Below are 14940 nucleotides of genomic sequence, written 5' to 3'. Positions count from 1 at the left end.
TACCCATACTGATTTTGATCTTTTCACAGAAACTTATGTAATTGTTAATTGTAAATTGTGAATTATGAATTGGAAATTGGAATTGTGGTTATAAATCTGAAAATTATAGTGTTTGCCAAAATAAACAAAGTCGAAGTCCTTTCGTACTGAAAAGCTTCGACTTCGATAAAGGTGACGGGTAATTAATAATTAACCATTCACCATTAATAATTATACTTTAACGTGTCCCCAGTTTTCTCCGCTGGCAATACGTCTAATCTGCATTTCGCTAACGCCAAATTGTTTGGCGATCATTTTTAGACGTGTTTTTTGTTCTGGTCGAGCCAAAATTTTCTTGATTAACATCACTTTAGTTGTGGTTAATTTTCTTCCGTCTGCTTTTAAATTGTGTTCGATTAAATTCTTTTTTGCCTGAATCACACGTGGACTTTTACGGCTGTGCGCCATCATTTCGGCTTTTGTTGCCCATCGTAAATTGCTTACATCATCATTGCTTCGGTTGTAGTCTAAGTGCAAAACATAAGTTTGTTCTTCAGAATCTTTCGGAAGAAAATATTGGGCCACTAGTTTATAAAGGAAAAGATATTTGTTGACAATTTTATCGTCTTTTTTGACCTTGAATCTGAAGGTAGGATAACCATCACTCAAACCGCCTTTTAGGAGACGACCATTTTCAATTTCGTCAGTAAAGCTTATTAAACGGCCTCTGTTTGAAATGGCGTAACGTAATTGTAATGAGGCATTTATTTCTATTTCTTTGAATTGTTCGTTTGGGTAAAATCTGTTTTGTGGCATTTTTCTTTTACATTTGATTTCTATTATCTCAAAGATAAAAAAACCAAAAGTTAAAAAAGTTACATAATTTCCACACAATATTACATTTATGATTCCTATAACGCTAATTTAACTTTTTTAAGAACTTTTTTAGCATTTCAAAATCTAGTTCGCAACTGAAAATTGTGAATCGTATAAATTTTTGTAATAACCTTCTGCCTTATTCAATAATTCCTGATGTGTACCTTGTTCTACAATTAATCCTTTGTCCATTACCACAATTTTATCTGCATTTACAATCGTCGCCAATCGATGCGCGATAATAATCGAAGTTCTTCCTTTGGTAATCGTTTCTGTAGCACGCTGAATCAGTTCTTCAGAATACGTATCAATAGATGAAGTGGCTTCATCCAAAATCAAAATACTTGGATTGCTCACATACGAACGTAAAAAGGCAATTAATTGGCGTTGTCCTGAAGAAAGCATTACGCCACGTTCTTTTACATCAAAATCATAATTATCCGGCAAGCTCATAATGAAATCGTGAACACCAATTTTTTTGGCAGCATCTAAAACTTGTTCACGTGTAATTTCAGGATTTTGTAAAGTGATATTGTTGTAAATGGTATCAGCAAATAAAAACACATCCTGTAAAACCACGGCAATTTGTTTTCGTAAGGAAGCCAAAGTATAATTCTCGATATTATGTCCGTCGATAAAAATAGTTCCACTATTAATTTCGTAAAAACGATTCAGTAAATTAATAATAGTGGATTTACCAGCTCCAGTCGAACCTACAATAGCGATTGTCTGTCCGGCCTCGACAGATAAATCAATTCCTTTAATAACTTCCTCTTCCGGAATATAACTAAAACGCACATCCTTAAATTCAATACTTCCATTAAAAACAGGAGCCTCAATCGTTCCGGTATCCTGAATGTGATCTTGGGTATCGATAATATCAAAAACACGATTGGCTGCAATCATTCCTAATTGCATCTCGTTGAATTTATCCGCAATCTGACGCAAGGGATTAAACAGCATCCCAATAAACATTGTATATGAGAATAAATCTCCAAAAGTCGTAAAATGATCTCCGTTTAGGATTTTAAAGCCACCATAAACGACAACTAAACCTAAAGTTATCGAAGAAATGATATCAGCAATAGGGAAGAATATCGAGTTGTATAGAATCGTTTTGATCCAGGCAACACGGTGTTTGTTATTGATTTCTTTAAAGTTTTCAGCTTCAATTTTCTCACGGTTAAAAAGCTGTACGATTTTCATTCCCGTAACGCGTTCTTGTACGAATGAATTCATATTGGCAATCTGCGTACGAACTTCCTCAAAAGCAACCTGCATTTTACGCTGAAAAATTCGGGTAATATAAACCAGAATTGGCATGGCGACTATTACAATCCATGTCAGTTTCCAGTTCATATAAAACATGAAAATCAAGACCACCAGCATTTTCATCATGTCACTGATAATCATAAACAATCCCTGGCTGAAAATACGGGCAATCGATTCAATATCTGATACTGATCTGGTTACCAATTGTCCAACCGGAACCAAATCAAAATATTTCATTCTGAAACTCAAAATGTGTTTGAAAAGTTTGGTTCGAATATCTTTCACAATGTCCTGCCCAAGCCAGTTGGCCCAGTATACAAAATAGAATTGGGAGAAAACTTCCATTATAAGAACTAACCCCATTAATATAATGTACATTAACAAACCGTACTTATCATGTGTCTTGATATAACCGTCGACCGTTTGTTTTAATAAATAGGGGCGAAGTGCTGCAAAAACCGACAATGAGACTGCAAAAATAATAACGCCGTAGTAGCGCCATTTATAAGGCTTTGTATAGGTTAAAATTCGTTTGAATAATCCGGTATCGAATGCTTTTGCTTTCATTATATTTTTTAGGAGCTATTTCCTGCTTTCCGTTTCAAGTTTTTTTCAAAAATATGTTTTTGTATAATTTTTATAAAGCTTCCGTTGGTCGCTCCATAAATATTACAAAAACAATATTTTTTTCAAAAAAGCTTTCCACTGCAATCAGGGCTATTTTATGATGTAATCGTATTTTATTTCAGTTAAATATAAACCATGAGCAGGCACCGAAAAACCTGCTTTTTCTCTGCTTTTGCTGGCAATAATGTTTTCAAAATCTTCTAATGAAATTTTATGCAATCCAATATTTACCAAAGTTCCAACAATAGAACGAACCATATTTCTTAAAAAACGATTCGCAGAAATCGTAAAAATTAATTTACTTTTTTCTTGTTTCCAATAGGCCTCAAAAATCGTGCAATCAAATGTGTTGACATCCGTATTTACTTTTGAGAAACATTGAAAATCGGTATGTTTCAGTAAAGTTTTTGCCGCTTCATTCATCAAAGCTACATCTAATTTTTGATTAAAATACCAACTCAATTCCTCCAAAAACGGATTTTTAACAGTGTTGATATGATATTCATACGTTCTTTTGGTTGCGTCAAATCGGCAATGAGCATCGTCATGAACTAAAATAATATCAAAAATAGCAATGTCTTTTGGTAAATAAGAATTCAGTTTATGTACCAAATTCGGAATATCAACAGGTCTTTCAAAATCAAAATGACCGTACATTTCCTCAGCATGAACTCCTGTATCGGTTCGTCCGGCGCCCATAACATTTATAGGAGCATTCAATAAAACTGAAAGTGCTTTGTTTAAAGTTTCCTGAACGGAAGAAGCATTCGGCTGAAATTGCCAGCCATGATAATGTGTTCCGTTATAAGCAAATTGAATAAAATATCTCAAGGTAAAGGTTCAAAGGTTCAGAGAGGCAAAGGTACAAAGATTTTTTTCTTTATAGGTTCAAAGTCACAAAGTCACAAAGGGACAAAGGGACAAAGGGACAAAGGTTCAAAGATTTTTTTGTTGCAAAGATACATTGCTGTATAAAATAAGATAAATTTCTAAAGACGTTCAATTTTGCATTCGTCAATAAAAACCTTTGAACCTTTGCCTCTCTGAACCTATGTACCTTTCTCAAGAACTGTTAAACCCCAAAACACCAATCATAGTTTACACAACAAAAAATCGTGTCAGAAATTGACAATTCCAACGATTTAATTGAAGCTTTTTTTAATTTTTTTTTGATGAAAATAGCCAAACGTTAATTTTGAAAATATTTTATTTTAACAGGAAATATTTCTCCTATGTTTGTAGTCTAAATATCAAAAATTATGAATGAAATTACTTCTTATTGGTGGATTCTTTTAATCTTATTCTCCATTATTTTTTACAAATTTATTTTGCGCGTTTTCTTTGGAATGGTAATGGTTCCAGAGGATAAAATTGGTCTTGTGACCAAGAAATTCGTTTTGTTTGGAGCGGATAGGTCGCTTCCTGATGGTCGTATTATTGCGACAAAAGGAGAAGCGGGTTATCAGGCACAAACACTTGCCCCGGGTTTGTACTGGGGAATGTGGATCTGGCAATATTCGATCGATATGACCGGATTTACAATTATCCCGGAAGGGAAAATTGGGTTGGTTTTAAGTAAAGATGGAAAAGAGATTCCAACTGGACGAATTCTTGCCCGAAAAGTAGAAAGCGACAATTTTCAGGATGCGACTTCGTTCCTTAATAACGGCGGACAAAAAGGACGTCAGACCGCTTTTATTACAACAGGTTCGTATCGTATTAATACGTTTTTATTCGAGATCGTTATTGCGGATCAAATCAAGATTTATGAGAACATGATTGGTATTGTAACCGCTTTGGACGGAGAACCAATTCCGCAGGGACAAATTGCGGGTAAGTTTGTTGATAATCATAACAACTTTCAGGATTTTGACAAGTTCTTAGAACATGGTGGAAATCGTGGTTTGCAGCCTCAGGTTATGTTAGCCGGATCTTATTATATTAATACGTGGGGAATCCTGATTGAACAAAATCCGATGACGGATGTTCCAATAGGGTATGTTGGAGTTGTGATTTCTTATATAGGAGAAGATGGTCAGGATGTTACCGGTGATACTTTTAAACACGGAAATATTGTTTCAAAAGGACAACGCGGTGTTTGGATGGAGCCTCTTGGTCCGGGAAAATATGCACTGAATAAATATACAACTAAGTTAGAAGCTGTTCCCACAACAAATCTGGTTTTGAACTGGGCCAATGCCAGAAGTGAATCACATGATTTGGATAAAAACCTTTCTACGATTACCGTGCGTTCAAAAGATGGTTTCCCATTTAATTTAGATGTAGCGCAGATTATTCACGTTCCTGCCGCTGAAGCGCCAAAAGTAATTGCACGTTTTGGAAGCATGAACAATCTGGTCTCCCAGGTTTTAGAACCAACAATTGGTAACTATTTCAGAAACTCAGCTCAGGACAGCGATGTGATTTCTTTCTTAACAACAAGAAAAGAGCGTCAGGAATCGGCTAAAAATCATATTAAATTAGTTCTTGACGAATATAATGTAAATGCAGTTGATACTTTGATTGGAGATATCGTTCCGCCAGATTCATTGATGAAAACACTAACGGATAGAAAATTGGCTGAAGAAGAACAAAAAACATATCAAACTCAAAGAATGGCGCAGGAACAGCGTCAGGGAATGGAGAAAGAAACTGCGATTGCAGATATGCAGAAAGAAATTGTTCGAGCTTCGCAAAGTGTTGAAATTGCTCAAAGAACGGCTGATGCAACGGTTAAAAAAGCAGAAGGAGACGCAACCAGTTTAAAATTGAATGTAAATGCTGAAGCAGAAGCTACAAAAATGCGTGCTAATGCAGAAGCCGAAGCAACAAAAGCAAGAGCAGGAGCACAGGCTGAAGCAACCAAATTGAATGCAAGCGCAGAAGCAGAAAGAATCTCGAAAACAGGTTTGGCCGAAGCAGAAAAAATCATGGCAATTGGTAAGTCAACTGCAGAATCGTATCAATTGCAAGTAAGCGCAATGGGTGGAGACAACTTTACAAGATATAAAGTTACCGAGGAAATTGGTAAAGGAAATATCAAAGTAATTCCAGATGTATTAATTTCCGGAAATGGTGGATCTGATGGTTCAATAAGCGGTTTATTAGGATTAAAACTAATGGAAATGATGGATACCAAAGATTCAAAGGATGGTAAAAATTCTAAGAATTAATTAAATCCAGATGTTATATAACAATACCTAACAGGTTTTTAAAACCTGTTAGGATACAAATCCGGTTTGCGAAAGCAAATCGGTTTTTTTTAATAAAAAAACTTAACAACTTAGTATCTTAGAACCTTAGCACCTTTAAAAAAAACCTTTGTACCTTTGTACCTCTGAACCTTTGCCCCTTAAAAAAGAATGACCAAAATCCTCCTCCTTTCCGATACTCACAGTCATATTGACGATACTATTTTAAAATATGTGGCTCAGGCCGATGAAGTTTGGCATGCCGGAGATATTGGAGATTTGCATGTTACCGATACCATTAAAAAGCTAAAACCTTTACGTTGTGTGTATGGTAATATTGATGGGGCAGAAGCGAGATTGGAATTTCCTTTACACAATCGTTTTTCATGTGAAAATGTTTCAGTTTGGATTACGCATATTGGAGGTTATCCGGGAAAATATAATCCGGCGATTAGAGAAGAAATGACGTTGAATCCTCCTAAATTATTTATTTGTGGACATTCGCACATTTTAAAAGTAATGTTTGATAAAAAGAACAATTTGCTACATATGAATCCCGGTGCATGTGGGAAAAGCGGATTTCATCAAATGCGAACCATGCTACGTTTTGTGATTGAAGATGATAAAATTAAAGACTTGGAGATTATTGAAATAGGGAAAAAATGATCTTTTCACTTAATGAGGAAGCGGAATTTTAATTCTAATCTTTGTTCCTTCATTGGGTTTTGAATCTATAGTAAAACTTCCTTTGAATTTTTTAATTCGGGCTCTGATTCTGTTAAGGCCGAAACCTTCTGCATCTTTTGTTTTTTTAGTTGTGAAGCCTTTTCCATTATCATGAATTACAATAACTAATCGATTGTTTTTTTCGATTAAAGAAATTGTGGTTTTTTCTGCTTCGCTATGTTTTATAATATTACTGAAAAGCTCAGAAACAATAAAATAAAGCTTCATTTCGAATTTTTCAACATATCTTTTTTCTGTCGGAATTGTACTTGAAAATTCAAAAACAATATTCGAATTAGAATTTCTTTCGCATAAATCTTCGAGGGCATAAAGGAGTCCAAAACGAACTAAGAGAGCGGGAACAAGATCGTGAGATATGTCACGCAAAAGATCATGGACTTCTGCCAGAATTGCTTTTGTTTTCTGAATTTCTTCCGAATTAATATTGTTTTGGGTAGTGAAGACATTTAAATGCAATCCTGCTGATGATAAAAGTGAGTTGACGTTGTCATGTAAAAAAGAAGCAATTTTTTTTCGCTCTACTTCCTGATTGTCAATTCCGGCATTAATGACATTAAGCAGTATTCTTTGTTTGATGTCTTTTCGTTTTATTTTCTGTTTTAGTTGATTGTTCTGGTAGAAGAAATAAAACAGAAAAAATAAAATTACAATTAAGATGATAAATAAGCTGACTACTTTTTTGTTTCTTAATTGTTCGTATTTATGAAGTTCAGAAATAGTAGCTTTTTTTGATTTCTCACTTGTTTGAATTTCTACTTTCAATATCTCTTTTTGCTGACTAAAAACTGGAATTCTATTAGACGTAAAGGAAAAGAGAAGGACGACTAAAAATCTAATAAAAAACATCTAAGGATTAATTAAATTGTTTTTTAAAGCGTATTTAACCAGACCAATAGTGTTTTTAGTCTGCAACTTTCGCATAATATTTTTTCGATGGGTTTCAACTGTATTGGTACTAATGAAAAGCTGTTCACTAATTTCTTTGCCACTGTATTCCAATGAAATTAATGCGACAATCTCAATTTCCCGGGGAGTTAAAATAGGATTTTCGATGTGAATATTTTTATTTAATTGGGGATTACTGTGAGTAAAAATATTAAAGATTTTCTCTCTCACTGCATCAGAAAAATATTCTTGTTCTTGATAGACAGTTTCTATTGCTTCGATGATATTTTTGCCTGCGCATTTTTTAGTTAAATAACCTTTTGCCCCTAATTTCATTACTTCTTTTATGATTTTTAATTCATCATAACTTGATAAAATAATGACTTTGCAGGAATTGTTATTTGCGTGAAATTCGTGTAATACTTTAATACCATCTTTTTCAGGCATACTTATATCTAAAACCAAAATATCAGCATTATTTTGAAGAACATCATTATAGATAGTAGTGCCATTCAATGAATTTCCGACAACTTCAAAATTTGGAACAGTCTGCAATAAATTGGTAAGACCATCGATAAGAACCTGATGGTCATCGGCAAGATGAATTCTTATTTTGTTTGTTATCATTGTTTTTGGAAAATGAAAAAGCAAAATTAGAAAGAAGGTATCTGTTGTATTGCCTCAATAAAGCATTAGTATGTCATTTTAAGCCACAAAAAAACCCGAATATAATTCGGGTTCTCTTCGCACAAAAAAATTAAGTTTATAGGTTTACCTCAAACGGTCTACAGATTTTACGAGATCTTCATCCTTCTTGATGGCCTTATTAGCTAAAACTAATAACACGATAGCAACAATTGGTAGAAACATCCCAATACCTTTCTCTGAAACAGCGTTAGCTGTCTCTCCAGATAAATTTAGAGAGCGATATACAAATAATCCTAATAAAATTAAATTTAATATTATGTTCAGTCTGTTCATCACAAACTGATTTTGTCTTTTTTTGAATGAAATAATACTAACAATAGTAAGCATTGTACTTAGGCCTAATAGAATGGTGTAAAACTGGTCCTGCATAAAATAGAATGGTTTTCCAGTGTTTAATGTCCAAAGCGGAATAAAAAACATTAAAACCCCTGTTACAACAAAGGTAAGAAGTAAATAAACAGTTTGAATTCTTTGTATCATGGTCTAAAATTGTTTTACAAAAATATATTTTCTTTTTTTAAAATACTATTGTATGATTAAATTTTATTCGTATTATTGCATCATAATACCGTAAGCACTTCATACTGCGGTCAATTGAAAACAATTATCTACCTATTCTTTTTACAGTATTTCCTTTAAAATAATTAAATTCATAGAATATTCATGTTTGATATTTCTGCATTAAAAGAAATGAAGCTTTCTGAGCTTCAAGAAATAGCTAAGTTAGCTAAAACTATAAAGTTTAATGGCGTTAAAAAAGAGACTTTAATCAGTCAGATTTTAGCACATCAGGAAGCGACTCAAAAGTCGCCTGTCAATGTTGCGCCTCAGGCAGAAATAGAAGATGATAAACCTAAAAGAGCAAGAATTGTTCCGACTAAAAAAGTTGCACCTAATAAAAGTGCTCCTGTTTTAGAGTTTGATAAGGTAGAGGAAACAGCTGAAAAGATAGAGGAGGCACCCGAAAAGGTCTTAACACCTAAAATTTCAAAACCAAATGCAAAAATTCAGCCGGCTCCAAAAGTTCAGGAAACTGCAGAATCTGCACCAGTAGAGAAAAAAGGACCAAAAATCGTAAAATTTAATAAATCAGCTTACGAGAAAAAGGTTGCTTTACAAAAGGAAAAAGAAGTTGCTTCTGAACAAACAACTGAAACGGAAACAGAAACTGTGGCTCCGGTGCCAGTTGCCGAAAAAGTGGAAGGAGCTGCTCCGGTAAAAAAGATCAATCCAAATCAGAATAAAAATCAAAATCCGAACCAAAACCCAAACCAGAATCCAAATCAAAATGGAAATGGCAATGCAAATGGTAACGGGAATAACGGAAACCAAAATCCAAACCATAAAAATAAAAAGAATAATTTCAGAGATTCAGATTTTGAATTTGACGGAATTATCGAAAGTGAAGGTGTTCTTGAAATGATGCCTGATGGTTATGGTTTCTTACGTTCATCAGATTATAATTATTTAGCCTCTCCGGATGATATTTATTTATCAACTTCACAAATCAGATTATTCGGTCTTAAAACCGGAGATACTGTAAAAGGAGTGGTTCGTCCTCCTAAAGAAGGCGAGAAGTTTTTTCCTTTAGTTCGTGTGCTAAAAATTAATGGTCACGATCCACAGGTAGTTCGCGACAGAGTTTCTTTCGAACATCTGACTCCGGTTTTTCCTTCTGAAAAATTCAAATTAGCCGAAAAAGGAAGTTCTGTTTCAACCCGTATTATCGATTTATTTTCTCCAATAGGAAAAGGTCAGCGTGGTATGATAGTCGCACAACCGAAAACCGGTAAAACAATGTTATTAAAAGACATTGCAAACGCGATTGCAGCCAATCACCCTGAAGTTTACTTAATCGTTCTTTTGATTGATGAGCGTCCTGAGGAGGTTACAGATATGCAAAGAAGTGTTCGTGGAGAAGTTATTGCTTCAACTTTTGACAGAGAACCACAAGAACACGTAAAAATTGCCAATATTGTTTTAGAAAAAGCAAAACGTTTAGTAGAATGCGGACATGATGTTGTAATCTTATTAGATTCGATTACACGTTTGGCAAGAGCTTACAATACAGTTCAGCCAGCTTCTGGAAAAGTATTAAGTGGAGGTGTTGATGCCAATGCATTACAAAAACCAAAACGTTTCTTTGGAGCAGCAAGAAATGTTGAAAATGGTGGTTCATTAAGTATCATCGCAACAGCATTGACTGAAACAGGTTCTAAAATGGATGAGGTGATCTTTGAAGAATTTAAAGGTACTGGTAATATGGAGCTTCAATTGGATCGTAAAATTGCCAACAAACGTATTTTCCCTGCAATCGATCTTACGTCTTCAAGTACACGTCGTGATGATTTGTTACTAGACGAGAAAACATTACAAAGAATGTGGATTATGCGTAAATATCTATCGGATATGAATCCTGTAGAATCTATGGATTTTGTAAACGATCGTTTCAAAAAAACCAGAAATAACGAAGAGTTTTTGATTTCTATGAATGATTAAAAAGGTTCTGAGGTACTAAGATACTAAGGATCTAAGTTTTTTTTCTTTGAGATTATAAGACTAAATGATATAAAAAAGGGATGAGGTTTAAACCTCATCCCTTTTTATTAATATATTTAAAAGTTTTATAAATCAGAAGTGTATATTTGTTTTATTATGATCTTTAATAATTTTAAATGAGGACACTTTTACTTTTACTATTATTTACGTTTACAAATTCTTTTAGTCAGGATTTTTTGACACCAATCAAAGCAGAAACATTTGCACTTAATAGACATACTAATAGAGATATTTCTTTTTTCTCTAATGTAGATAGTAATGGAGATATCATTATTTCTGCTACAACAGAGAGGGACAGTACTTTTACCGATATTTTAACTACAAAATTAGACAAAGATTTAAATTTAATTTGGAAACAGAGATACTCACTTGGAAGATATACTTCTGATGACGAACCGTTGGCTGTTCATATTGATAAAAATAACAATATAATTACAATAGGACGAACAATAGTAAATAATAATTCTAATTATTCGGGAGTATTATTTGCAGTATGCTACAATTCTGAAGGCAAAGAGATTTGGCATTATAATTTTGATGATCCTAACACTCCAAAAAACTACAATTTTCATTACCAGAAATCTTTTCTGGATGAAAATAATATACTTCATGTCGTAAACTCAGTAGATAATGATGATCCTATAAAAGTTGATGTTAATTTTTATTCTATTAATGATAAAGGAGTTGTTGTTGAGAAATTTACACATTCAGACATAATTCAATATGTTGGATATTATAATGTATTTAATGACTTTTATTACAACGAAGGTTTTTATTATATGTTACTACAGAGTTATAACGTAAACACAAGTGAGCCAAATCATTATATAAAAAGGATAGATGAAAAATCAGTAATTGAGGTGTCGTTAAATTCTATAATTGATATTTATGATACAGATTCTTTTAAAGATGCTGATCTTCAGTTTGATAAATCAAATAATATATTTTTTACTTACAGTTCTTATAAAAATGGATTTTTCAACGTGCTCAAATTTAATTCATCTTTAAAATTAGTTTATAAAATTGATACTCCCAAAGATGGTGTGAGACATCTTTTATCTACCTATCTTAACTTGGATGATCGTTTATGCATATTAAACAGTGTAGAGAAAAACGACGTTAATAATTTTAGGCAATTAAGTTTATTAGAATTAAATGATGATGGGGGTATTTATAAAGAAACTGTTAAAAATGATGTTGAGGTATTTAATTTTAAAAAGAATAAGGACAGGACATTTTTTATAGAGACAGATAAAACTATCAAATTATTTGATGAAAAATTAAGTTTAGTGACTGATTTTCAGCATACGGGATTGGAAATAAATGATTTTAGTAAACTAGATAATGAAACCTTAATTGTCGCAGAAACAACATATGAAAAAGGATATCCGGCCTCGGATTTTTTTTCAGAATTAGATATACTTGTTCAAAAAGTTCAACCAGAGAAACCTTTACAAACATATAGGTATTCAGGAGAAGGGACTTCCAAAGCATACGGGCAGAAAATTATTATAGATAATAAAAATAATTATATAATAGCTTCAGAAGAAAAATTGGGTCCTGACAATGAAGGTATTGGTGGTTCGCGTGGTCCGGTGCAAAGAAATTTATATAAATACGATTCAAATTTAAAGCTATTGTGGACAATAGAAATTCCATATTATATTGTTAATCCCTTATCTTCTGAAGATAAAAATATAGTTGTTGATTTAGAAGATAATATTTATATAAATGCAAAAACAGAGAATAATAGTGATAGGTTATTGAAAATTTCTGAAGATGGTAATGTTGTTTTTGATGTGCCTAGTTATAATAGTATGAATATATATATTGATAAAAATAAAGATATTAATGTGGTATCGTTACCTGTTTCTAATTCAACTACCAATGATGACGATACGACAGTGTTTACGCTAAGTTCAAAAAATGGAAATCTAATAAATACTACACTTTTTGAAGGTGTCGAATATTTGGGAAATTATACTGCTAAAGATGGAGATTCTTATATATACATGTTTCCGGGTAATAATAATTCCTATAATAATACAAATCCGAGAATTGAAGTTTATAAAAACTTAAAATTAGAATTTCAGCATAAAATAAGTCTCGAGGGGACTTATGCGGGAATGGTTGCTTTTGCAATTGATACAAACGGATCACTATTTTTCTCTTCGTCTTATGGCCCAGTTGAGTATAAGTTGCATCGTTTAAGTTTACAAAATGAATATAAATATATAAACTTAACCAATGAAATTTCCAAGATTGCTTGTACTGCAGGAGATAAGAATTTCATGATTAGTGATAATCATCAACTTAGTATTTATAATAAAGATTTGGAGCTCTTGGCAAAAACAACTGAGCTTTATAGTTCATATGCTAGTTTGTTTGAATTAGGCGATTATTTGCTGATAAATACATATTGGGATAATTTGGTAAAAGTAGTAGATAAAAATGCGCAATTAGTAAGAAGCTTTAAGTTGCCAAGTTCATTAACATATACCAGGGCAGCTAAAGACACCAACAATAATCTTATTTTAACAGGTAGAAATGGAGAACAGATATATACTTTCGCTGAATATAGTTGGTGGCGTGGTTTTATACATAAATATGATATTTTGGATAAAATGTTAGATATAGATGATCCTATTTTGGATTCGTCGACTACCGGCTTAAAAGTATATCCAAATCCTACTTCTTCTGTAGTAAATATTGCTTTAGAAAAAGATGCGATTTTAAAAGTTGAGTTATATGATTTTGCGGGTAAATTAATGCTAAGTTACTTCAATTCTAATAAAGTAGATATTGCTAAATTCCCTGTTGGGTTGTATTTTGTAAAAATTCAATTGTTAAGTGGTCAAGTTTTTTATAAGAAAATTATAAAGAATTAAAATAATATAGTAGTTAGGAATTAAGAAGAGTTCTTGACTTTTATGAATGACTAAGAAAAAGGCCTAAGGGACTATTTTTTTCTTTGAATTATTAAGACTAAACGATATAAAAAAGGGATGAGTTTCAAAACTCATCCCTTTTTGCTTTTTTAACCTTAGTCCCTTAGAATCTCAGTCCCTTAGAACCTATTTTTTATCCACTACCGGTCTATTTTCTCTATTGGCTAAATTCCAGGCTACAACAAATGCCAATTGTGTTCTTTTTGTTAAAGCGTCGTATTCGATTTTTTCCGGTTCGTCACCTTTACCGTGGTAATCTTCGTGAACTCCATTGAAGAAGAAAACGGCAGGAATACCGTGTTTTGCGAAGTTATAATGGTCAGAACGCTCATAAAAATGGTTTGGATCTTTAGGATCATTAAATTTAAAATCTAAATCTAATTTGGTGTATTTGTTATTTTCAGCTACAACTGCATTATGTAAATCTGATGAAAGTCTGTCGGCACCAATTACATAAACATAATTGTTGCTTTTAGCATGTTCAACATCACGACGTCCAATCATGTCAATGTTGATGTCGCTAATAGTGTTTGCAATTGGAAACAAAGGGTTTTCAGAATAATAACGCGAACCGTGTAAACCATGTTCTTCGCCAGTTACATGTAGAAACAAGATAGAACGTTTTGGTCCATGTCCGGCTTTTTTTGCTTTTGCAAATGCTTTAGCCATTTCTATAACTGCAACTGTTCCGGAACCGTCATCATCTGCTCCATTATAGATTTCTCCATTTTTAATTCCAATATGATCGTAATGCGCTGAAATTACCAAAACTTCATCTGGTTTTTCAGAGCCTTCAATATAGGCCCAGATGTTTTCAGAATCCGGTAAGTTTTGATTTCGTTTTGCATTCAAAAATGCTGCAGGAATGTGTTGGTAATAATCTGTAGCACCTTTTGGGAACGAGACCTTATTTTTTTTGTATTGCTCAATCATGTAAAGTCCGGCTTTCTTTTGTCCTTTCGAACCTGTTTCGCGACCTTCCATTTCATCAGAAGCAATAACATAAAGCATTTTTTTTAAGTCCTTTGCTTTAATCTCATTCATGTATTTGGTTGGGTCTGAGTTGTCTTTTGAAGCAACTGACTGTGCATTTTTACATGAAAATGCTGAAGCAATTAGTAATAGAATTGCAATTTTTTTCATTGATT

11 protein-coding genes are annotated in these 14940 nt (G+C 32.9%); 4 read left to right on the top strand and 7 right to left on the bottom strand.

Features of this window, described 5'->3' with window-relative positions; genetic code table 11:
• Positions 1-210: 210 nt before the first annotated feature.
• The 3 genes from AC3ITQ_RS20750 to truA form a co-directional block, all read right to left on the bottom strand.
• The gene (locus AC3ITQ_RS20750) at positions 211-795 is read right to left on the bottom strand and encodes an NUMOD4 domain-containing protein (protein WP_194656866.1); all 585 of its coding nucleotides are present in this window, start codon (positions 793-795) and stop codon (positions 211-213) included.
• A 144-nt stretch (positions 796-939) separates the two neighbouring features.
• Positions 940-2694: an ABC transporter ATP-binding protein gene (locus tag AC3ITQ_RS20745; RefSeq protein ID WP_489235996.1), complete on the bottom strand. Its 1755-nt coding sequence runs from the start codon at positions 2692-2694 to the stop codon at positions 940-942.
• Between the two features lie 150 nt (positions 2695-2844).
• Positions 2845-3585, bottom strand: a complete 741-nt coding sequence (gene truA / locus AC3ITQ_RS20740) for a tRNA pseudouridine(38-40) synthase TruA (RefSeq protein ID WP_489235995.1) — start codon at positions 3583-3585, stop codon at positions 2845-2847.
• A gap of 428 nt (positions 3586-4013) precedes the next feature.
• Between truA and AC3ITQ_RS20735 the strand changes: the two genes are divergently transcribed.
• Together AC3ITQ_RS20735 and AC3ITQ_RS20730 are read left to right on the top strand one after the other, a co-directional pair.
• On the top strand, positions 4014-5927 hold the full coding sequence (locus AC3ITQ_RS20735; protein ID WP_375032733.1) for an SPFH domain-containing protein: 1914 nt from the start codon (positions 4014-4016) through the stop codon (positions 5925-5927).
• 189 nt (positions 5928-6116) lie between these two features.
• Positions 6117-6611 carry a metallophosphoesterase family protein gene (locus AC3ITQ_RS20730; protein ID WP_489235994.1) on the top strand — a complete coding sequence of 165 codons (495 nt, stop codon included), beginning with the start codon at positions 6117-6119 and terminating at the stop codon, positions 6609-6611.
• A gap of 9 nt (positions 6612-6620) precedes the next feature.
• On the opposite strand, the gene AC3ITQ_RS20725 is transcribed toward AC3ITQ_RS20730, so the two are convergent.
• From AC3ITQ_RS20725 to AC3ITQ_RS20715, 3 genes are all read right to left on the bottom strand, one after another.
• A complete protein-coding gene (locus AC3ITQ_RS20725) occupies positions 6621-7454 on the bottom strand; it encodes a sensor histidine kinase (RefSeq protein WP_489235993.1) in 834 nt (277 codons plus the stop codon).
• Positions 7455-7538: 84 nt separating this feature from the next.
• A complete protein-coding gene (locus AC3ITQ_RS20720) occupies positions 7539-8201 on the bottom strand; it encodes a response regulator (RefSeq protein WP_489238955.1) in 663 nt (220 codons plus the stop codon).
• Positions 8202-8348: 147 nt separating this feature from the next.
• Positions 8349-8765 carry a DUF4293 domain-containing protein gene (locus tag AC3ITQ_RS20715; protein ID WP_489235992.1) on the bottom strand — a complete coding sequence of 139 codons (417 nt, stop codon included), beginning with the start codon at positions 8763-8765 and terminating at the stop codon, positions 8349-8351.
• 183 nt (positions 8766-8948) lie between these two features.
• On the opposite strand from AC3ITQ_RS20715, the gene rho reads away from it, so the two are divergent.
• Both rho and AC3ITQ_RS20705 read left to right on the top strand, forming a co-directional pair.
• Positions 8949-10784, top strand: a complete 1836-nt coding sequence (gene rho / locus AC3ITQ_RS20710) for a transcription termination factor Rho (RefSeq protein WP_489235991.1) — start codon at positions 8949-8951, stop codon at positions 10782-10784.
• A 176-nt stretch (positions 10785-10960) separates the two neighbouring features.
• On the top strand, positions 10961-13732 hold the full coding sequence (locus AC3ITQ_RS20705; RefSeq protein ID WP_489235990.1) for a T9SS type A sorting domain-containing protein: 2772 nt from the start codon (positions 10961-10963) through the stop codon (positions 13730-13732).
• 186 nt (positions 13733-13918) lie between these two features.
• Here AC3ITQ_RS20705 and AC3ITQ_RS20700 read toward each other — a convergent pair whose 3' ends face one another.
• Positions 13919-14935 (bottom strand): M28 family peptidase, encoded by a 1017-nt coding sequence (locus AC3ITQ_RS20700; protein WP_489235989.1) that lies wholly within the window; start codon positions 14933-14935, stop codon positions 13919-13921.
• Positions 14936-14940: the final 5 nt, after the last annotated feature.

Source organism: Flavobacterium sp. KH_001 (assembly GCF_057840745.1).
This window is presented reverse-complemented; position numbering and strand designations above follow the sequence as displayed.